Genomic DNA, 20,858 nt, shown 5'->3' with positions numbered 1-20,858 from the left:
AGTTGGACCGTGGATCAGTGGTCCCCAATCTGGCTATCGAGATCCAACGATTTATCGAATCCTTCGACCGTTGCTGGGTCGAGGGGCGCACGGGCGATCTGCGCGAATTTCTTCATCCTGACGTCGTCTTCACCGGGCCGAATTTCCAACGTTTGGCCGCCGGCGCTGATGCCTGCATCAAGAGCTACGAAGATTTCCTTGCCTACGCCAAGGTGCACACCTTCGAATCTCGCGACTTCGCCATCCACATCACCGGCACCACGGCCGTCGTCACCTATGCGTGGACCATTGACTACGAGCCGCCCGACGGCCGCCGCCGCGAGACCGGCCGCGACCTCCTCGTCCTGACGCGGGAATCGGGCTCGTGGCTCATCACTTGGCGCTGCCAGCAGCCGGACTAGACGCGGGCCACAAGCCGAATTCCTGCGAATTTCCACGGCGTAACCGTGGCCGACAATTTCCGACTTGGCAACAGGCACGAATCTGATGTATATTGTATGTATACGCTTACTAAACGACGGAGGGTGCCTTCGCGATGCCGCGACCCAGCCAGATTGACGATCAACGCCGCCGGCTCACGCCCATCGTGGCCGGTGCGTTCGCAAAGCTGGGCTATCGGCGGACGACGACCGCCGAGCTCGCCCGGCGGTGCGGCGTGCGGGAAAACATCCTCTACCGCCTCTGGGAAGACAAGCGGACCATGTTCGTGGCCTCGATCGAATACGTATACGCGCTCTCGGCCGAAGTCTGGGGTCGACTGCTCGCAGAGGCTGACGACGGGCGACATCCCGCACAGCGACTGCTGGAATACGAGGCCGCTCACCACGGCGAATCCGGCTTGCAGCGCCTGATCTTCGCCGGACTCAGCGAGTCGGACGACCCCGTGATCCGCGATGCCCTGGCCGCGATGTACCGTCGCTTTCACCGATTCATCAGCGGGCAGGTGGCGGACTATCGCGGGGCGAAGGGAAGCGAGCGCGGGCCGGACGCCGCAACAACCGCCTGGGCCGTCATCGGACTCGGAACGCTGTCCAACATCGCCCAGGAACTGAACCTCCTGCCGCCGGTGCGTAGGAAGCGCTTCATCGCCGAGACGGGGAAGCTCCTGATCGAGGGCCGGCCGACGGGCTGATGCGGCGTTCTTTTTTTGCATGTAATGTAAGCGATTGCTTACTCAACCGAGATCAGGAAAGGAGATTCGCCATGAATGCCCGCACCTCAAAGAGATCATGGTTTATACCCGCAGGCTTGTTGCTGCTGAGTGGTTGTCAGACGGGCATCAATCCGAATGCGGCGGAAGCGCTGCGCCGCGATCTGGGGAACACAACCGTAACCGTGTTTCCCGCCTACTGGCGCGGGCCGGAAACCTACGACGATGCATCGGCCGCGAAAATCGCCGAGTTTCTGAACGCCACCGACTTGGCCAAGGCGACAGCCTCGGATCGCCATGTGCCGATCACGGGCCCGTGGCGACATAACCAAGCGAGAATGCTCAGGACGTCGGCGAAGGAGTTCGGGGAATATGTACGGACGCATCCGATTGGCACAAGCTATGCGCTGTTGCCCGAGTACCTGGGAGGCAAAACAGAAGCGGTGGGCATTCATGCCTACATCGTCGACGCCAAGGGCGCAGTGGCGTTCCAGGTATTGCTAAACTCCCACTGGGCGGAATTCTCCAAAGCTCGGCCGGTGACGTCCGATGATTGTACAGCCGTGCTGATCGACGTGCTGAGAGAACGGTTGAAACCTGAAACAGGTTCCACGCCATGAAGTCGCAATCGCAACGAACCCTTTTGTTCGGCTTCGTCGGCTCGATCGCCGCTTGCGGACTGGTCGGGGTCTACTGCCTGCTCGAGGGAAACTTCGGGGCCCTCCAGGCCCGCATCATGGGCACGACCGCGTCCGTTGCCGCGGCGGCCATCCTCGGCATGGCCAGCGCCATCCCCTGGGAGCGCGATCGCTGGCATCCCGTCGGTCCACTCGGGGCGCTGTCCGTGTCGATCGCCCTGGGCCTTGTTCTCTTCGCCATATGGGCTTCCGACTGGATCGACAACAGGCGCTGGTTCGAAGATTTCCTGAGGGTCATGGGCACGGCCTGCGTGGCCGGCGTCGCCCTGCCTCACGTGGGGCTGCTCTCCCTGGCCCGGCTGCGGGGATCGTACGAGTGGGTTCGCCGCTGGACGGTCATCGCCAACGCCATCTTGTCTCTTCAAATCATCGAGAGCATTTGGGAACCGCCGCAAGGAGACCTGTGGCCACGGGCCATTGGCATCGTCGCCATCGTGGTGGCATGCGGGACGGTGGCCGTGCCGATCCTGCACCGCATTACGGGAATCCAGCGGCGCGAGGCTGTCCGCACCGTCGAGCTCTTCGTCGACCTGACCTGCCCGCGATGCACTTCCACCCAGCACCTTCCCGCCGGCCGGTCCAGGTGCGGTTCGTGCGGGCTGCGCTTCCTGATCGAGATCGAGGAGGAGACCTGCGAAAACTGCGGATACCCACTCTACCAGTTGACGTCGGCCAATTGCCCCGAGTGCGGAACGCCCATCATGGCGCCGAATACGACACCGGCATCGAGCTTCAACGCATAGCCCATTCCCGCCACCTGCGGCAAAGATCACACGCCGCTTCGGGCCAGGTGGGTTGATGAAAATCGAAGCCCAATTCGAGAAGTCGGCCGGGCACTACGCGGCGGCTCTTGAGGATCAGTTCCGTCTCGGTCCGCAGGAACACGGCCCCGACTTCCAGCATCCAGCGCGTCGCGGGCAGTCCGAGCCGAGTACCCCAGGCATTGCGAATCGCGCGCATGAACTCCGCATTGGCCAGCGGGTGCGGGGAGGCGATATTGACCACGCCGTCGACGTCATCCCGATCGATCAGCCAGTAAATCGCTCGGATGAAATCTTCGTAATGGACCCACGAGACGAACTGGCGGCCGTCGCCGGATTTCCCCCCGAGCCCCTTCCGGACCAGACCGAGGAGCGTGTCGAAAATGCCGCCACGGTCGGGGCTCATGACCATGGCCGACCGGAGCTTCACGCGGCGCGTGTGAGGGACGTCGGCCTCGTCGACCGTACGCTCCCATGCCTTGGCTACTTCGATGCTGAAATCCCACGACGGACTGGCACCGTGCTCGCCGCCGCCGATGATTCCGCTCGCTTCATCATTGGGGGCGTCGTATCGATGGGCGTAAATGGTGGCCGTGCTCGCCTGTAGCCAGACGCGCGGCGGGCGGGCGGCTTGGTGAATTGCCTCGCCGACGACGCGCGTGGAGTCGACGCGCGAACGGAGGATCTGATCTCGATTGGTCTTGTTGTAACGACAGTTGACGTTACGACCCGCAAGGTTGATGACCACGTCGGCCCCGTCCAGCACCTCGGCCCACGGACCGATGGTCCTGCCGTCCCAGTACACGAATCCGTCCCGCCCTCGTAGATCCCGGGCGAGCACGATCACTTCGTGACCGTCGGTGCGCAGCGCTCGAACGAGAATCGAGCCGACCTGCCCTGAACCTCCGGGAATGACGACTTTCATGATGCCTGCTAGCCGCTCCTGACCTTCGTTTGGTGCCACTGACGCCACCCGGACGCCCGCCACGAGGGGAAAGTCCTCGGTGACCTCGCGGAGTCGTTTGGCCGATGAATAACCATCGGCTGCGCCCGCCGAAGCAGGGTACGGTTGCACGAGCGGGCCCGGCCCCGATCCAGACCTGGAGCGTACCATGCCGCCCTTCGCGCGTCCCGCGGCTCGTCTATTCCCGGCGATTATTGGAACCGCCACCTGTATCGCCGCGTCACCGGCGCTGGCCGGTCCGCAGATGTTCATCTCCGATTCGACCAACACGCTATGGCGGTTGGCGCTCGACACCGGGCAGGCCGACCGTGTGGGCGAAACCGCCGGGCTGTTTTCGGACATTACCTTCACGCCCGACGGCCGGCTCTACGGCGTCACCTTCGATTACCTCTACGAGATCGATCCGGAGACGGGCTGGAGCACACTCATCGGACGGCATGGGTTCAGCAACCGCCCGACCAACTACGGAATCGACGCCCTTGCCGCGTTCGGCGACGGAACACTGTATGCCGCGGGCAACGACGTCCTCATCACCATTGATCCACTCACGGGACAGGGCACGCGCGTCGGATCCCTCGGCGGACACCGATCGGCCGGTGACCTGACCTTCGACGACACCGGACGCCTGCTCATGCCCACCGATCTGGGCCTGCTCGTCAGCGTCCACCTCGACGGCAGCGGCGCCGACGTCATCGGCTCGATTCCCTACCGTGACATATTCGCCATCGGCACGATCGACGACGGAACGGTCTACGGCATTCGTTCCAACAACCAGATCGTGACGATCGACCCCGACACCGGCGCCGCCCAACCGGGCCCCTTCATTCACGCCGACCAGCTCATCGGGCGAGCCTGGGGCGGATCGGTTCCCAACGTTCACTTCCCCGAACCGGCAACGGCAGCCCTCCTCCTTCTCGGCGCGGCCGTCCTAGTCTTCGCACGACAACACCGCACAGCGGCGTAAGCGTCGGCTCCCGCGGTAACGCGCACCGGATTCATTCGACCTGCCGCTTCTGCAATGACGAGTCCGACAGACACGGTACGCCGGCTGGCGCCCCGCCCATTTCCGCGATGCGTGCAATCGAACTTCCGTGGGCGACATATGTCACGGGGAACGATCACTGCGCGCAGACTCACGCGCGGTCGAATACGCAACAGGGAGGACACTCAAGGTGGGAAATCGACACAAACTCGGGGGTTTCGCTCTGGCTGTGGCATCGCTGTATGCCTTTCCGGTTCATGCCCAGATTACGCCGTTTAACTTCGTGCTTGAAGGAAGCCAGGAGGTGCCGACGCCGGTGGTCGCAAACTCCGGCGGCGCGGCCAGCTTGCTCTACGACGCCGCGACGAAGACCTTTGACCTCGACCTTTTCGTCGTGGGCATCGAGCTGAGCGACCTCCGTGGAGTGGGCGCGAACTCGACGCCGGTGCACATTCACCTCGCTCCGCCCGGCACGAACGGCGGCATCGTTGTTGACCTCGGATTCCTTGGCTCGTTCGTAGACGATCCGTTGGGAATTCGCCTCAAGCTGGATGACGCCCCACTCGGTGGCTTGCAGAGCGGCATCTCGTCCGACCCGGCTACGGTGGAGGCAGCGCTCTTTGCGGGAAATTTGTACGTGAACGTGCACACCAACGACTACCCGTCAGGGGAGATCCGCGGGCAGATCGTGCCCGAACCGGCTACGCTCGCGCTTCTGGCATTGGGGATGGGCTTGGTCCGCTGGTCAGGTCGGGGACGACCGCGGATCGGCGTCGGCGGGAATCACGGGTGACGTCCCGGGGATTCGACTCCTGCGCTTTGATCGGCCGCACCTGACGCGGCGGCGGGGGCACTGTTGTAACGCCGCGTCAGGGCGCGGTCGCCGTGCAGTTGCGCGCGGCGGCAGCATCGAGAACGGACTGCTCGGCCGCGCTTTCGGCGGTATCCGCGGCGCGCTCCGCCCGTTCTTTGGCGGCACGAGCGGCTTCCCGTAGCAGGCTCGCTTCTCGCCGGGAATCCTCCACGTCCTCGCGAGCGGCCAGGCTCTGTTCCCGCAGGCTCTTCAATTCGCTGACGATCCGTTCCGCTTCGCCGAGTGCGTGCTCGAAGTCCGCCTGCCGCCGGGCCATGTCCGCGGCGAGCGAGGCGACCTGGAGGGACTGCTCGCGAACTTCGTCGCTGATCAGCCGGGCGATCCGCTGCACACCGGCTTCCACCTGATCGACGGCGCCGAGGAGCCGCCCGGAATCGGGTGCGACAGCTTGCCGCGATTCGCCAGGCGTCGCTTCCGTAAATGTGGCTATTTCGTTGGTGTCGTCTGTCGCGACTTCGGCGGGTTCTTGCGACTGTCCATCAGGCTGAGACCGGGCGAACGCAGCATCGACGTTCGCGGCTTCCTCGACATGAGTTTCAAAATCGTCTGCGTGGGTTGTCGTCATCGGCCCGCCGGCATCCGCGGTTTGCGGCAGGGAGTCCTCATCAGCCCGCGGCGACGCCTCAACCATCGCGAATTGGGCGTCGTTATGCGTGTCGGAAAACTCGTTCGTTTCAATCAGACTCGGCGTGGATTCTGAAACGATCTCCGCGACGGGATCGGCTTCGGAGGTTTTCGGTTCATGATCGGCCATCTCCGCGTCTGCGGCTTCGGAGGATGAATCCTGTGGTCCGCCCGTGCAGGCTGAATCTTGTGGCTCGGAAGATGTGTCCTCCCCGCCGAACTCGCCCACCAGCGCGGCCATGTCCGCTGCGGCCTGATCCAGTGCGGACATGACGTTTCGCCCGCCACCAACGAGTGTATCCGCGCTCGGGCCGCCCGCCGTCGATCGGTCATTCGACGCCCCGTCGACCGCAGGGTCCCCGGGCGACGTCGATGCCGGCGAGGTGCCTTCATCCGGGCGGTCTTTCACCTCGTCCAGCACACCACTCTCTTCGATTTCACGAGCCACTTGATCGGCTTCCTTCCGCACGGCGGCCATGGGAATATCCTCTCGTATGTCGGGGAACGCGGCATCGATCTGCTCGATCATCCGTTCCACCAGTGGGTGTCGCGCATCGCGCAAAATGCCCTGGAGCTCGCGGCGATCGCCCTCGGAGAATCGCTTCGAGCGTACGGCGCATTCGGCACGGTCCCGGCGGGCGGCGGCATCGGCCACACGACGCAACAATTCCAGTTCGCTGCGCACCGCGCGCAGCTCATCCGGCGAGTTGGCCATGACGGCAACGACATTACCGGACCGCGGAATGGCGTAATTTCGCGGGAGCATCTGTGCAGGCTTCGCTCAGGCGGGCAGAATGGACCCTTTGCATGTCCGCGCCCGACTGCGCGGGGTACGCGCAATGGAAAACCACTCGTCCGCAGAAAGTTGTTCGGCTAGCGGGCGGTCCGGCTTGGGAATGGTGAATGGCGAATTCGAAATGGGGAATGCGATGCCGTCGCCTCAGCGGACCCCCGCACGTGCGGGGCGGGACAGTCCCGTCCGATAATGCCCGTCAAGCGGCTGTTCCATGAACCGAACCAATGATGAAACCTGGCCGAAGGAGCAGCGGCTGCGCAAGCGGGCCGAGTTCGACCGCGTCTACTCCGCCCGGAACAGCGCTCGGCAGGGCGAACTGCTGGTCTATGTCGTGGCGAACGACTTGCCCTTCAATCGCGTGGGATTGAGCGTTGGCCGGCGCGTGGGACCGGCCGTGCGGAGGAACGCGGTCAGGCGCCGATTGCGCGAAGCGTTCCGACGGAACAAGCAGGCTTTCGAGATGGGATGGGATATCGTGGTGGTGGCGCTTGCCGACACCCGGGCGACACCGGACGAGCTTGTGCCGCGACTCGTTAAGCTCGTGGTGCGGGCGTCGAAGAAGGCAACGGGCGACGGGGCGTGATGCGCGATCAACAATCTTGCGGTACGAAATCCTGCACAACTACACGCGAAGCATCTTCACCACGGACTTGTCCACAACGTACTTGCCGTCTTCCAGCGTGATGGACACGCCTGCATCCTCGAGATTGTTAAGGTAACGGAAGACCGTCCGCCGCGAGCAGCGCAGCTTCTTGCCCAGCTCCTCGATGGTCGTACCCTTCTCCATCAGGTTGATCATCTTGAGCTGGCGGCCGTAGATCGAACGCTCGCTCTCCAGCTCCTTGCAGAGACTCTCCGCCGCCTTGCGAACCGCGGCATTGCCGTCGTACTGCTTGGACTTGAGCGTACTGCGAAGCGCCACGTGAATGGCGAAGGTCTCGGTAAAATCGGAACGCGCGCTCAGTTGGCCGGCCATGATGTACTCCCCGCGAAACGATCGGCAGCAACCTTCGGGATTGCCGCGACGACAATCCCGCTTCCCGTCGGTGGGCATGGTGCCCGGCCGGGAAGAGCGTACGATAGCAACTTGTCCCCGCGATGACAAGGGGTGACACTGCCGAGCGGTGACGTGAACCGGTCACTGGACGATACGCCGGCGGGTTTCTCGCGGTAAAGATCCATGAACATTCACAATCTGAGCTATATGCGTTGGGCCAAGTGCCACCGGCGGGTACGATTCGAGCTCACCGGCAGCGGCGTGGCGTCCCTGAAGCGACATCACCTTGACACTGCGCCAAGCCTCACAGACTTCGAGGCTCGCGGGACTTACGGCGATCCGGACCTGATCGGGGCCATCGCCACGCGCTACGGCGTGGACAACGCACGGGTCATTCCCGTTCCAGGGGCCAGCACCGGCATCTTCCTGGCACTGGCCACCGCCACGCGCACGGGAGATTCGATTCTGGTCGAGGACCCGGCCTATGACCCCATCGTGCGGGCGGCCCGCGTGCTCGGATTGAACGTTCTTCCTCTCCCGCGACCCGCCACACGCGACTTTGCGCCGGACCCGTCCGATATCTGCGCCGGCCTGACGTCCGGCGCCCGAGCCGTCTTTCTGACCCAGTTGCACAATCCCTCGGGACAATGGCTGAACGAGGCCACGCTGCGCGCCATCAGCGCCGAATGCCGGCAGTACAATGCGACCTTGATCATCGACGAGGCCTACCTCGACGGGCGGGCGATCGTCCGCAACGAACACGTGCATACGACGGCGGCCATTGGCGAAAACATCCTGGCGATCAACACGCTGACCAAAGTCTACGGACTCAGCGGCTTGCGCATCGGCTGGGTTATCGCCGGAGCCGGCTACGTGGAGCGGGCGCAGGACGTGATGGATGTGCTCAGTGTCAACAACGCCGGCCCGTCCATGCGCCTGGCCGTGCGGGCGATGGGCGCGACGACGGATCTGGAGGAGATCTATCGAACTGTGCATCGAGCGGGGCAGGAGATCTTTCGAGGCTGGCTGGCACAAGAGCCTCGCGTCACCGGTTACGCGAACCAGGGCGCGGTCTTCGAGTGCATCCGCCTCCCGGCGGGTCTGACTTCGGACGCCTTCAACGATCTGCTCACTGAGCGTTTCGACACGCAGGTCGTGCCGGGGTCATTCTTCGGTCTGAGCGACCACGTGCGGATCAGCACGGTTGTGGAGCCTGAGATTCTCGAAGAAGGACTTCGCCGCCTCAGTGCCGCATTGACGGCACTCAACGTGTGAAGCAGGGCTGCGACGCACGACGGCGATCCCGGTCAATCCTCGACGGTACGCACGCTCGCACGGTCCGCCGCGATTCGGAGCGTGCCATCACCCAGAGGCATCAGTCGAAGCGGCGTGTTCAGCGGCAGCGGCGACATCGGCCAGGTGTGTCCAACAACATCGGTCGTGAGAACAGGCATGTCGCTGTTGCGCGGCAGGTGGAATTCCAGCAACTCCAGCACTGCGGGCCGCTGATCGACGTCGCCCTGGTGAAAATCGCCCAGCAGCAGGCCCGGGCAGTCCTCCCAGTATCCGGCAAGGGTCAAATGCGCCAGAAACCGATCCACACGTTCCAGCTTGTCATTGAAGTCCTCGAGCATGAGCCAGCGACGCCGAGGGCGAATGAACGCGTCCCATGGCGTGCCCACCATTGTGGATAGCACCGTGAGGTTGCCGCCCGCGATTCGAATCGACTCACTCGTTGACGGCAGTGCCCCCCGAAGCAGCTTTGCCTCGATCGAACGCGTCGTGCCCCTTCCTTCAATCATGCCCACGACATCGCGCAGGTAGTCCTCGAACTGCGGGCGGAGCTGCCCCTTCGCCCATCCGGACAGATCCGAGTATCCGCGTTGCGCCGCGTACCGGCGCAGCCCGTAGCCCAGAAACGCCGGGCCCATGTCATAGATGCCCCGCCCCTGGCGATAACCCGCCACGATGTTCACCAGCGGCGTCAGCTCGCTGAAGCCGAACAGGGCGACCGGTGCGGCGCGGCGCTCCAGCGCGGAGAAATCGATCCGTGGCGTCAGCCGCACCATCCACGCTCCGCCGCGCAGCCCCACCACGGCAGCCGCGTCGCCATCGGCCAGTGCCATATTGATGTCATGCACGCGGGCGTCGTCGTCCCGCCGACCCCCCAGCCGCTCGTCCTCGCCGGCTTCGAGAATCGCGTGGTCGGCCGTCACCCGGTAGCGATCGCCGATGACGTCCTGCACCAACTTCACGAGCTGTGCGGAGCTATCGAACCCGAGCGCCTCGGTGAATGTCCGGCACGCCCCGGCGGGGGCAATCAGATGAATGCGGCGCGAAGGCATCCTTGCATCGTAGCAGACATATCCACCGGCGGTGAGTGGCCACGCTCGAACGACTTGGGAAACCGATGTCGCGATTGTCGATGGTCAGGCGTCCGAAACAGACCGCGCGACCTGCCGCTCGTCGGCGGGTTCGGCGGGCGGGTCCGCGGAGGCCATCCGTTCCGCCTCCTCTCGCATCGGCTCCACCGGTGCGTCGGCCGGGCTGGCGATGCGACGGCGATATCCCCTGCCGAATGTAATGATGATGGCCACGCCCCCGAGCGTGATGATCATGGACACCACGGTGCGCGCCGTAATCGGCTCGCCGCGAAAGGCCCAACCGAGGAATGCGGCCACGAGCGGATTGACATAAGCGTACGTCGCCACGCGCGCGGGAGTGGAAACGCGCAGCAGCCAGATGTACGCCGTGAAGCCGATCAGTGAGCCCATCACGACCAGGTAGATGAACGCCAGAATCGACCTGCTCGAGAACTTGGAAGGATCAATCGTGGGCCATTCGCCAATCACGAGCCCGGCCACGAGTAGACAGGCACCCCCGGCCAGCATGTCCGATGCCGCAGCGACGAATGGAGATGTCGGGCGCGGTGCCGACCGGGAGTAGAGCGATCCCGCTGCCCAGCAGATCGTCGCCGTCAGCAGCAGCGAGACGCCGATGCGACTGACGGCCGCCTCGCCGGCCGATGCCGTCGGATTCACCAGCACGTACATCCCCGTGAAGCCCAGCACCAGCCCAATCACGTCGGCGCGCGTCGGGCGGGTTCCACTCGGCTGGGCCCAGTGCAACAACACCAGCCAGAACGGCACCAGAGCCACCATCAGCGCCGCGATGCTCGAAGGAACATACTGTTCGGAATAGACCACGCCACCGTTGCCGCCAAGCAACATGAGCCCGCCGGAAATGAGAGCGGTCCGCCAATGGATGACCTGCGGCATGGCAATGCCACGCAGCCGACACCAACCCATCAGCACCGCGCCGGAAAGGAAGAACCGGACGCCCGCCATCGTCAGCGGCGGCAGGGTCTCGATCGCGAACGCAATCGCCAGATAGGTCGAACCCCAGATGGTGTAAATCGCTGCGAAGGCCAGGACCACCCAGAGAAGTTGCGGCCCGGTTCCGGACGTGTCACGCATGGAGGGCCACCTTGCGGTCGGCCGCGCTGTTGCCAGTCATGAGACCTTCCCCTCGATCGGACTGGGCCATCTCCCAGGCCAGCATCGCCCGCTTCCGCGTCAGCCCTCCGCCGTAGCCGCCGATGGCTCCGCTGCTGCGGAGTACACGGTGGCAGGGAATGAGCCAGGAGATCGGATTCGCCCCCACCGCCTGCCCCACGGCGCGCATGGCCCTCGGCGAACCGACGGCCGCCGCGACGTCCTGGTAGGAGCATATTCTACCCAGGGGTATGCGCAGCAGCGCCTCCCACACTTTCACCTGGAAGTTGGTCCCGCGAACCAGAAGCCGCAACGGCTTCCCGCGCCCTCCGGCTCCGCCCGACGCACCGAATCCCGCAAATACGCGCTCCACGAGCGGCTTCGTCATGGCCTGGTTCGTTCGAAGTTGGGCTTCCGGCCAGTGGCGCTGGAGCTCCCGGTGGGACCGATCGTCGACGTCATCCGCGAACCCCAGCCAGCAGACGCCACGCTCCGTCACGCCGATGAGGCAGGTTCCGAACGGACATCGGTGCCGACCGATTTCGATGCGCAGTCCATCGCCGCCGGTCTTGAATTCTCCGGGCGTCACCGCTTCGAGGTTGACGAAAAGGTCGTGCAGGCGACCGGGGCCCGAGAGCCCCACGTCCAGGCTGGCGTCCAGTACCGAAGCCCCGCCATCCAACGCCGTCCGCGCTCCGGCCAGCGTCAGCGCCTGGAGAAACCGCTTGGGACTGATCCCGGCCCAGCGGGCGAAGACGCGCTGGAAGTGAAACTCGCTCAGCCCGGCAGCTTGGGCAATTTCACCCAACGTCGGCTGGCGACGCCAGTTGTGCTCGATGAACTCGATGGCCTGGCCAACCCGGACGTAGTCCGGCACGCGCTGGGATGTCATGGCGATGGTTTTCATGACGGCGGAGTGTATCCGTCGCGCCCGCTGCCGCCCACCCGATTCTTGCGGCACTTCCCCCTGTGTGACGCCCGACGCAACGGCCGCATAATACGGCCATGTCCAATAAGCCCACCAAACGAATCGAGGAACTCCGCACGCAGCTCCGCGAGCACGACTACCGCTACTACGTGCTCGCCAAGCCCACCATTCCCGACCGCGAATACGACCGGCTGATGGAGGAGCTTCAAAAGCTGGAGGACGAACACCCCGATCTGGTCACTCCGGACTCTCCCACCCAGCGCGTCGGCGGCGAGCCCATCGACCGCTTTCGCAACGTCACCCACGCCGTGCCCATGATGTCCGTGGACAACACCTACTCGGCCGAGCAGTTGCGCGAGTTCGACGCCCGCGTCGCCAAGGGGCTTGGCGGTGATCCCTACCGCTACCTTGTCGATCCCAAGATCGACGGCGTGGCCGTGTCGCTCACCTACGAGCGCGGACAACTCACCGTGGCCGCCACGCGAGGCGACGGCCGGGTCGGCGACGACATCACCCACAACGTCCGCACAATCGCTTCCGTGCCGCTGCGACTTCGTGGCGAGGACTTCCCCGAGGTGCTCGACGTTCGCGGGGAGATCGTCTGGCCGACAGAAGCGTTCGAGCGTTTCAACCGGGAGCGCGAGCAACGCGGCGAGGAGCCGTTCGCCAATCCGCGAAACGCCACGGCCGGTTCGCTCAAGCAGCTCGACCCGAAGAACATCGAGGGGCGCGGGCTGCTGTTCATCGCGCACGGTTTCGGCCGGGTGGAGCCCGCGACCGTGGACACGTCTTCGGAGCTGTTCGCACAGTTGAACGCGTGGGGCATACCCATCAGCGCCCACACGCACACCGTCGATTCCATGGACGAGGTCATTGAGCGACTCTCCGAATGGGACGAGCGCCGGCATTCACTTCCCTATGAGACCGACGGGCTGGTGATCAAGGTCGATGCCCTTGACCAGCGCGACGCGCTCGGTGCGACCAGCAAGTACCCGCGGTGGTGCATCGCCTACAAGTTCGAACCCGAGCAGGCCGAGAGCCGCATCCTTTCCGTGGATTTCCAGGTGGGGAAACAGGGAACCATCACGCCGCGGGCGGTGATGGAGCCCGTGCTCCTTTCCGGCACGACCGTCCGCCACGCCTCGCTGCACAACTTCGACCAGGTGGACCGGCTCGACGTGCGCATTGGCGATTCGGTGATCGTGCAGAAGGCCGGGGAGATCATTCCCCAAGTGATGAGCGTCGTGAAAGAAAAGCGGCCTCGCAATGCGAAGCGAATCGAGCGGCCCGCCCAGTGCCCGGAATGCGGCGGCGAAGTGGAGCGCGACGAAGGGGGCGTGTACGTCCGCTGCATCAACCCCACATGTCCGGCGCAACTCACCGAGCGGCTGATTCACTTCGCGGGGCGCAACCAGATGGACATCGAAGGCGCGGGGGAGAAGCTGGTCACGCTGCTCGTGCAGAAGGGGTTTCTTAAGGATTACGCGGATTTTTACCATTTGCACGAACGCCGTGATGAACTGCTGCAACTGGAGCGCATGGGCGAGAAGAGCCTGGACAACCTGCTGGAGGGTATCGAGGCGAGCAAGAAGCAGCCGTTGTCCCGACTGCTCGCGGCGCTGAACATTCGCCACGTGGGAGGCAGCACGGCCGAGGTGCTCGCGGAGCACTTCGCGGAAGAGGAAACCAGCGGCAAGTCGAACTCGACCATGGAGCGCCTTCGCGAAGTATGTGCGTCGGGACCAATGGAGGAGGCCGAGGCGCGTTTGGAGGAAATCGAGGGCGTCGGGCCTGAATTGGCGTACAGCATCGTGCATTTCTTCCGCAGTGAGGAAGGCCGGCGGGTGGTGGATCGGCTGATGGCGGTCGATCCGCCGCTCAACATGAACCAGCCGCGGAGGGAGACGTCCGGCAAGCAGCCCTTCGCGGGCATGACCATTGTCGTGACGGGAACATTGAAGACGCTCGGGCGGAAGGAAGCGCAGGACCTCATCAAATCCCTCGGCGGCAAGTCGGCCGGCAGCGTGAGCAAGAAGACCGACCTCGTCGTCGTGGGCGAATCCCCCGGCTCGAAACTGGACAAGGCCACGGAGTTGGGGATCAAGACGGTCGAGGAGGAGGAGTTTTTGAAGATGGCGGGGATCGAGTGATTGTCATGGTCGCTCTGGTGCAGGGCCGGCTGCGACCGTCCCGTCTCGGAATTCGATCGCGCTGGGCGAACGATGCTATCTGACGGAATTGAACACCAAGGTGAAAAGATTATGTTGAACATGCGTCACACATTTACTCTCATCACTCTCGCTACCCTTATTCCCGCGATATCCCTCGCCGCTCCCAAGGGCGTTCCCAAGACCACGCGCGTCATGGCCACGGGGCAGGCCGTCGGCGTCGATCTCGGCGCTGAGGACGAAGCCAGGATGGACGCCAAACGCAACGCCGTTCGCCAGGGCTGCGGCGAACTCATCACCGCCACGACGCTCATCCGCGACTACGAGACGGTCGAGGACCGCGTTCTCAGCAAGGCCGCGGGGTACATCGTCGACAACAAATCCCAGATCGTCTGCCAGGCCGATCCCCAGAACAACATCACCACCTGCGCCATTGACGCCATGGTGGCCTGGGCCTCCCTCGACAACGCCCTCAAGGGCATTCCCTGGCGGCAGCCCCGCATCGCCGTGGCGATGTTCGAAGAATACAACCCGGCCGACGGCTTGCCTCCGCAGTTCAGCACGCAATGGCAGGCGGTGATCGAAAAGGCGTTCATCGATCTCGGCTACCGCGTGGTGGATCAGGCGACGGTTCAGCAGAACCTGGAGAAGCTGGTGGCCGCGGCCAATCGGGAGGGCGATTCGGCGCAGGATGCCGACCTCATGCGCAGGCTCGACGCCGAAATCGTGGGCTTCTTTCAATTCACTTGCCCGCCGTGCACGCCCAAGCATCTGCCTCCTCCGCTGGACAACATCTGGACCTGTGACGCTTCGCTGACCGGCCGGGCGGTGCAGCTCGACACCGCCACGGTGCTCTTTGCCGACACGCTCACGGCCGACCCCACGGTCAAATCCTCCGGGCCGGTGCCCAATTCCAAGGAGGTGAAGAAGTTCCTCACCAAGGTGGGTGGACAGGCCGTGCGGGCCATCAAGACGAAGATCGATGACCAGGAGTACAACACGCGCTCCGTGGACTGCACCTTTCGCTGCGGCGACGGCATCGAGAGTTGCGTGGACGAGTTTCGCAAGATTCGCGGGGAGATCCGGCGGATTCGCGGGGTGGAAGACCTCACCATTCGCCAGGGCCTGCCGACGATGATCCTCGCCGAGATCGCCTACGCCTTTCCGGTAGACCGCCTGGCCCAGGCCCTGGTGGAATCCGACAGCGAGACCTACGTCTTCGCCACCGAACAAACCGCGGCGGAGACGCTGACCATTCGGGTGAGCAAGAGGTGACCGTTGGATCAGCGTGCGATTGGTAAGACCGAGGTGTGGATGATTCGAAGCGTCTCATGGCTGATGCTCCAGGCGTTGGAATGCGTCTCGCGGTTCGGGGTGCGGTCCGCGAACTCTCGCGAAGCGGGAAATTCGCGTCGCGGAACACGATGCTCTCTACAGGTAATAACGCGCATGGGCGCTCACTCGGCGCGGCGCACGGAGTGAGCGCCGCGCAATGGGGCGCCTGTCGTTTGGTTGAACGCTCAACTTAGAATGTCAGCAACAATGACCAATTGCGTGTGGTGCTTTTGGATGATTTTGGTGGGCGGAGGGATGGCTGGTGTAGCGAGAGGGGGCGCCAAAAGCATGGCGGCGCTCGCCAGCGGCTCGCTTGGCCATGGCACCCGACGAAGGGGCGTGGCCATGGCACGCGGTGAAGGGGAGCGCGGCCAAGTCGCCCGGCGCTGCGGTCGCCGCAACGTGTCCCATTGTGGGCTTAAACGCGTGAATAGGTGACAATGGGTGGCATGGCCAAGCCCGCAGGAGCGGGCGCCGCCATGTGGAATACAAACAAGGTCGGTCTTGTTGAACAGGAAGATCGAAAGCGGACGCGCTTCTTCGCTCGAATCCCCAACGTCTTGGGAGGGGAAGAGAAAGCGCTGCAAGCGATACGACAACCCGGGTGAAGCTCACGCACTCACGTTCAGTTGTTATCGACGTCAGCCTTTTCTTCGGAGCGACCGCGCTTGCCGGTGGTTTCTCGACGCACTCGAAGTGGCGAGAGGGGAATTGGGCTTTGAGGCATGGGCGTACGTCATTATGCCCGAGCACGTGCACCTGATCGTCTTTCCGGGAGAATCGGAAGCGAAGGTCTCCGAGATTCTCTTGGCAATCAAACGACCCGTCGCCCGGAAAGCCAACTGGTTCGTATCCAAATCGGCACCTCATATCGCGGTACGCATGAGAGATGAAGGGCCGAGCGGGCGTATTCAGTATCGCTTCTGGCAACGTGGCGGTGGGTACGACCGGAATCTCGTTCGCGATGCGACGGTCTACCGAACCATCGACTACATTCATGCCAATCCCGTGCGGCGCGGGCTCGTGGAATTCCCCGAGGACTGGAAGTGGTCCAGCGCCGCCCAATATGCCGGGTCGGCAGACGTTCCGTTTCTCGCGGACCTCTCTGGTGTGTCGCTCCGGTGTTGAGGCAAGGGCATGGCGGCGCTCGCCCGCGGCTCGCTTGGCCATGGCACCCGGCGACTACCGTGCAAACCGCTCTTTGAAGCGCCGAAACCAACTCTCATAATAGCAGAAGCTGAGCGATGCGACTCCGGCCGTCAGAATGACCGTGCCCGAAAAGAGGACGAGAGGGGTTTGAACATCCACGGCGTGGGTGACACGCTTCATGGCGTTGAAAGCCAGCATGTGCGCAAGGTACATCCCGTAGCTCACCACGCCGATGTGCTGGACCATTCGCCACCGATAGAAGCGGGACAGCATGTGATCCTCGCGAATTACGCATGTGAGTACCAACAGAGCCATCAACGCGAAGATCAGTGGCTCCGAATACCCCGGTCCGCAGAGTACCGTGATGAGCGCCAGCGCCACCATCGCACTGGCCCAGCGGTAACCGAGGATACGACCCACAATCTCGAAGCCGCGCCGGCTGTGCAGGAGGTGGGCGATGACGACGCCCATACAGATGGGGAGTGCGATGCTGCTGATGACGGTGTGTGCGAACGATCCGACGGGCAGCACCGCATTGGTCAGTCCCGAGTAAGCGGCAAGGATGAAGGCGATGACTACGAGCATGACATACAATGCGCGCCTTTCCCCGGCGTACTTTTCCAGCGGCGGCCACACGAGATAGAACTGCTCTTCAGTCGCGAGCGACCACGCGAAGAAGAAGATGACCCGTCCCTCGCCGGGCTCAACAAACCAGTTGGACGTGTAGGTGAGATAGTAGGGCAGGTGTCGGAAAAACGCGGCGCGGGCAACAGCATCCGTTTCCACGACGACCACTAGAAGAGTGTAGATGAGCAACACCGTATAATAGAGTGGGAAGATCCGTAGTGAACGCCGCAGGTAGAAATCTCGCAGCGAGATGCCTCCGTGCCGTTCGCGCTCGCGCAGGAGCAGGGTCGTGATCAGGAAGCCGCTAATCGCGAAGAACAACTGCACGCCAAGATGCCCCCTGCCGGCCAACGCCGAATCAGGGAAGTAGCTTGCACCGGTATGGTGCCAGATAACCGCAAGAATGCTGAGGCAACGAAGAGCGTCGAGCGAGCCGAAGTACTTCGTCTGCTTAAAGGTGTCGAAGTCTGGCATCGAGGCGGATTGCATGCGCTGGGGGTATATCGGCTGGGCACGCAATTGGCTTTCGGTACTGTTATCGGTCGAGCTGCACGAGACCGGCTCACAGATCGCACGCGTATCGATACCGATGATTCATGCTTGTGAGGACGGAGAGCAGTCCGGGCTCTGCTCGGCGAGGCCATTTGCGGGCTTCGTCGGGCGCAGCCCGCCGTACACGAGTGAGCCCACGCGCGATGCCATGCCACCCGCCGGATTGCTCTCGACAGCGCCTCTTCCCCGTGCCATACTCTGCGGCCGGTTGGGCGAAGGGCGGCGATCTCGCCCGGCCGAGAAGTTGACCCAGATTATCATGAAAGGCGACCTACGATGAGCATCCTGGTAAACCGGGAAACCAAGGTCATCTGTCAGGGCATCACCGGGCAGGCCGGGGCGTTCCACACGGCGCAGTGTCTGGCCTATGGGACGAAGATGGTCGGCGGGGTGACGCCGGGCAAGGGCGGGACGAAGTCCGAGCATGGGCTGCCGGTGTTCAACAACTGCCACGACGCGGTGCTGGCCACGGGGGCGGACGTGTCCATGATCTTCGTTCCGGCGGCGTTCGCGGCGGATGCGGCGATGGAGGCGGCCGACGCGGGTTGCTCGCTGGTGGTGCTCATTACGGAGGGCATCCCCACGCTGGACATGGTTCGCGCCCGGCACTTTCTGGACGAGAAGAAGGTGCTGCTGATCGGCCCGAACTGCCCGGGTATCATCACGCCGGGGGAATGCAAGATCGGGATCATGCCGGGGTACATCCACAAGCCGCGGGCGGAGGGGGACAAGGCCGTGGGGATTATCTCGCGCAGCGGCACGCTGACGTACGAGGCGGTGTGGCAGTGCACGACGCGGAACATCGCCCAGAGCACGTGCATCGGCATCGGCGGCGACCCGGTGAAGGGGCTGAATTTCATCGAGCTGCTGGACTTCTTCGAGAAGGACGAGCAGACGGACGCGATCATCATGATCGGGGAGATCGGGGGTAGCGACGAGGAGGAGGCCGCGCGGCATATCTCGCGGCATATCACCAAGCCGGTGACGGCGTTCATCGCGGGGCAGACGGCTCCGCCGGGCAAGCGGATGGGGCATGCCGGGGCGATCATCAGCGGGGGCGAGGGGACGGCGGCGTCGAAGGTTAAGGCGCTGAAGGACGCGGGGGTGGCCGTGGCGGATACGCCGGCGAAGATCGGGGAGACGCTGGCGGGGTTGATTGGGTAGCGTCGGTCCTTCCCTGAAGGGCGGGCCCGACGGAAGAAGCCACGAAGGCACGAAGCGACGGAGCCACGAAGGGGAAGTGACTCTGTGGCGCGTTGAAATCGCGCCCCCATTTCTGAAGAGATAGGCCACCCGGACGGGGCCTAATAATGCCGGGCCGTTTGATGGTTGAGGCATGCGAACCGCGTGTCTGAAGACACGCGAACCGCAGTGCCCTACGGGATCACAGCTCAGAAGATATATCGAGCGTGAATCGATGAATCGCTGGCTGGTGAAGTCTGATCCGGGGGAGTACGGGTTTGCCGATCTGGAGCGGGAGAGGCGAACGCGATGGGACGGGGTGCGGAACGCGCAGGCGCTGATCAACCTGCGGAAGATGCAGAAGGGCGACGCGGTTCTGATCTATCACACCGGGGACAAGAAGCAGATCGTGGGGCTGGCGGAGGTGGCGTCGAATCCGTACATCGACCCGGAGGCGGACGACGACCGGACGGTGGTGGTGGATTTGAAGGCGAAGGGTCGGGTGGCGCGGCCGGTGTCGCTGGGAGAGATCAAGAAGGACGAGCGATTCGCCGAGTTCGCACTGGTGAGGAATTCGAGGCTGTCGGTGATGCCGGTGAGCGAGAGGGAGTGGAAGGCGCTCGCGGAGATGGGGGAATTCTCCGCGTAGGCGCGACCGTCGCGAGGACAGCTAGAACGACCGTCCACAGTGCGGACAGGCGGGTTCCTTGAGATTGCGGAGTACACGCCGACAAGCACCACAACGCGTACGCCCATCAAGGTAATAGCCGCCCACCAGAATTCGATAAGCAATAACTCCGACTGCGATGCCCGGGACAGACAGCAACACGTTGGCGTGGAAATAATCGTGCCCTATATCCATGTGCGAATAGCTATGCAAGAAATTCGCGAAATCTATATCAAGAAACCAATACGGCCATGTGAGGAGGGAGTGCGCTATTGCCGCAAGTAACAACGAAGCGAGGCAACTGAAAGATAGCCTGAGTACCTGTTTCATATGAAGTGACCACATTCCGGGCATCGTGGGGTCGTCAGGCCGTGAAGCCGATACGCACACCGGCCACAGCGCGTCTCCGATGTTCGCGCGATGCGACAAGCCAGAAGATGAAAAACGAGGATGCCCAGGGCAACCGATGGACCTGCGACTGCAAGATGGGTCAGATGACTGGCCCAATCGTAGGTCCCCATGCCGAGCAGTTGCCACTCGCCATCCAAAGGTGAGGCAAAACCAAGAACGGGAAGGGCAGCAAGAATAGGATCATATATGCTGACGAACAAGAAGTCCTCAATGGGAAAAGAGAAGAGGCAAACCCACCTTGAGAACAAACCGACGATTATGGCGACAACAAGGGCGAGGTTTCGATGCCTTGCAAAGAAGCCATGATGAGCATTCCAAGAAGCCATCACGAAGCGCCTGAGTAGTCTTGCCCCGGCATTACTACTTGCTCACCTCCGGAAGTTCCATGGCCGACGGCAATGAGCTACTGCAGCGAAGGAATGCGCCGCAGCGTCGGCCTTCCATCGAACGGGCCGTGGCGTGATCGGACATTGTCACGTTTCCGCTTGGGGCATCAAGA

The 20,858-nt window shown here is 63.4% G+C and carries 20 protein-coding genes; 13 read left to right on the top strand and 7 right to left on the bottom strand.

Annotated elements, in window-relative coordinates; translation table 11 throughout:
• The first annotated feature begins 2 nt into the window (after nt 1–2).
• The 4 genes from J5J06_18880 (at nt 3) to J5J06_18865 (ending at nt 2,591) form a co-directional block, all read left to right on the top strand.
• The gene (locus J5J06_18880) at nt 3–401 is read left to right on the top strand and encodes a nuclear transport factor 2 family protein (protein MCO6439160.1); all 399 of its coding nucleotides are present in this window, start codon (nt 3–5) and stop codon (nt 399–401) included.
• A gap of 134 nt (nt 402–535) precedes the next feature.
• Nucleotides 536–1,132, top strand: a complete 597-nt coding sequence (locus tag J5J06_18875) for a TetR/AcrR family transcriptional regulator (GenBank protein MCO6439159.1) — start codon at nt 536–538, stop codon at nt 1,130–1,132.
• Nucleotides 1,133–1,203: 71 nt separating this feature from the next.
• Nucleotides 1,204–1,770: a hypothetical protein gene (locus J5J06_18870; protein ID MCO6439158.1), complete on the top strand. Its 567-nt coding sequence runs from the start codon at nt 1,204–1,206 to the stop codon at nt 1,768–1,770.
• On the top strand, nt 1,767–2,591 hold the full coding sequence (locus J5J06_18865; GenBank protein ID MCO6439157.1) for a hypothetical protein: 825 nt from the start codon (nt 1,767–1,769) through the stop codon (nt 2,589–2,591). The genes J5J06_18870 and J5J06_18865 overlap by 4 nt, the downstream gene beginning before the upstream one ends.
• Here J5J06_18865 and J5J06_18860 read toward each other — a convergent pair.
• Nucleotides 2,581–3,534, bottom strand: a complete 954-nt coding sequence (locus J5J06_18860; protein ID MCO6439156.1) for a TIGR01777 family oxidoreductase — start codon at nt 3,532–3,534, stop codon at nt 2,581–2,583. The two genes, J5J06_18865 and J5J06_18860, sit on opposite strands and share 11 nt — an antisense overlap.
• 187 nt (nt 3,535–3,721) lie before the next feature.
• On the opposite strand from J5J06_18860, the gene J5J06_18855 reads away from it, so the two are divergent.
• Together J5J06_18855 and J5J06_18850 are read left to right on the top strand one after the other, a co-directional pair.
• On the top strand, nt 3,722–4,537 hold the full coding sequence (locus J5J06_18855) for a PEP-CTERM sorting domain-containing protein (protein ID MCO6439155.1): 816 nt from the start codon (nt 3,722–3,724) through the stop codon (nt 4,535–4,537).
• Between the two features lie 208 nt (nt 4,538–4,745).
• Nucleotides 4,746–5,348 carry a CHRD domain-containing protein gene (locus J5J06_18850; protein ID MCO6439154.1) on the top strand — a complete coding sequence of 201 codons (603 nt, stop codon included), beginning with the start codon at nt 4,746–4,748 and terminating at the stop codon, nt 5,346–5,348.
• Between the two features lie 76 nt (nt 5,349–5,424).
• Here the strand turns inward: J5J06_18850 and J5J06_18845 are convergent, their stop codons facing one another.
• Nucleotides 5,425–6,819 (bottom strand): hypothetical protein, encoded by a 1,395-nt coding sequence (locus J5J06_18845; GenBank protein ID MCO6439153.1) that lies wholly within the window; start codon nt 6,817–6,819, stop codon nt 5,425–5,427.
• Between the two features lie 241 nt (nt 6,820–7,060).
• Between J5J06_18845 and rnpA the strand changes: the two genes are divergently transcribed.
• Nucleotides 7,061–7,432: a ribonuclease P protein component gene (rnpA, locus tag J5J06_18840; protein ID MCO6439152.1), complete on the top strand. Its 372-nt coding sequence runs from the start codon at nt 7,061–7,063 to the stop codon at nt 7,430–7,432.
• A 39-nt stretch (nt 7,433–7,471) separates the two neighbouring features.
• On the opposite strand, the gene J5J06_18835 is transcribed toward rnpA, so the two are convergent.
• Entirely contained in the window at nt 7,472–7,825 is a 354-nt protein-coding gene (locus J5J06_18835) for an HTH domain-containing protein (GenBank protein ID MCO6439151.1), read from the bottom strand.
• Nucleotides 7,826–8,029: 204 nt separating this feature from the next.
• On the opposite strand from J5J06_18835, the gene J5J06_18830 reads away from it, so the two are divergent.
• Entirely contained in the window at nt 8,030–9,121 is a 1,092-nt protein-coding gene (locus J5J06_18830; GenBank protein ID MCO6439150.1) for a pyridoxal phosphate-dependent aminotransferase, read from the top strand.
• A 32-nt stretch (nt 9,122–9,153) separates the two neighbouring features.
• Here the strand turns inward: J5J06_18830 and J5J06_18825 are convergent, their stop codons facing one another.
• From J5J06_18825 to J5J06_18815, 3 genes are all read right to left on the bottom strand, one after another.
• Nucleotides 9,154–10,191 carry an LD-carboxypeptidase gene (locus J5J06_18825; GenBank protein ID MCO6439149.1) on the bottom strand — a complete coding sequence of 346 codons (1,038 nt, stop codon included), beginning with the start codon at nt 10,189–10,191 and terminating at the stop codon, nt 9,154–9,156.
• Between the two features lie 84 nt (nt 10,192–10,275).
• Nucleotides 10,276–11,322 carry an EamA family transporter gene (locus J5J06_18820; protein MCO6439148.1) on the bottom strand — a complete coding sequence of 349 codons (1,047 nt, stop codon included), beginning with the start codon at nt 11,320–11,322 and terminating at the stop codon, nt 10,276–10,278.
• Nucleotides 11,315–12,232: a methylated-DNA--[protein]-cysteine S-methyltransferase gene (locus J5J06_18815; GenBank protein ID MCO6439147.1), complete on the bottom strand. Its 918-nt coding sequence runs from the start codon at nt 12,230–12,232 to the stop codon at nt 11,315–11,317. The genes J5J06_18820 and J5J06_18815 overlap by 8 nt, the downstream gene beginning before the upstream one ends.
• 113 nt (nt 12,233–12,345) lie before the next feature.
• On the opposite strand from J5J06_18815, the gene ligA reads away from it, so the two are divergent.
• The 3 genes from ligA to J5J06_18800 all read left to right on the top strand — a co-directional run bounded on the left by ligA (nt 12,346) and on the right by J5J06_18800 (nt 16,899).
• On the top strand, nt 12,346–14,418 hold the full coding sequence (gene ligA, locus J5J06_18810) for an NAD-dependent DNA ligase LigA (GenBank protein ID MCO6439146.1): 2,073 nt from the start codon (nt 12,346–12,348) through the stop codon (nt 14,416–14,418).
• A 111-nt stretch (nt 14,419–14,529) separates the two neighbouring features.
• On the top strand, nt 14,530–15,711 hold the full coding sequence (locus J5J06_18805; GenBank protein ID MCO6439145.1) for a hypothetical protein: 1,182 nt from the start codon (nt 14,530–14,532) through the stop codon (nt 15,709–15,711).
• A 564-nt stretch (nt 15,712–16,275) separates the two neighbouring features.
• A complete protein-coding gene (locus tag J5J06_18800; protein ID MCO6439144.1) occupies nt 16,276–16,899 on the top strand; it encodes a transposase in 624 nt (207 codons plus the stop codon).
• A gap of 54 nt (nt 16,900–16,953) precedes the next feature.
• Here J5J06_18800 and J5J06_18795 read toward each other — a convergent pair whose 3' ends face one another.
• A complete protein-coding gene (locus J5J06_18795) occupies nt 16,954–18,021 on the bottom strand; it encodes an acyltransferase (GenBank protein MCO6439143.1) in 1,068 nt (355 codons plus the stop codon).
• Nucleotides 18,022–18,375: 354 nt separating this feature from the next.
• On the opposite strand from J5J06_18795, the gene sucD reads away from it, so the two are divergent.
• Together sucD and J5J06_18785 are read left to right on the top strand one after the other, a co-directional pair.
• Entirely contained in the window at nt 18,376–19,263 is an 888-nt protein-coding gene (sucD, locus tag J5J06_18790; protein MCO6439142.1) for a succinate--CoA ligase subunit alpha, read from the top strand.
• Nucleotides 19,264–19,516: 253 nt separating this feature from the next.
• Nucleotides 19,517–19,930 (top strand): EVE domain-containing protein, encoded by a 414-nt coding sequence (locus J5J06_18785; GenBank protein ID MCO6439141.1) that lies wholly within the window; start codon nt 19,517–19,519, stop codon nt 19,928–19,930.
• Nucleotides 19,931–20,858: the final 928 nt, after the last annotated feature.

The sequence above is a fragment of the Phycisphaerae bacterium genome (genome assembly GCA_024102815.1).
Taxonomy (GTDB): Bacteria; Planctomycetota; Phycisphaerae; order UBA1845; family UBA1845; genus JAGFJJ01.
This window is presented reverse-complemented; position numbering and strand designations above follow the sequence as displayed.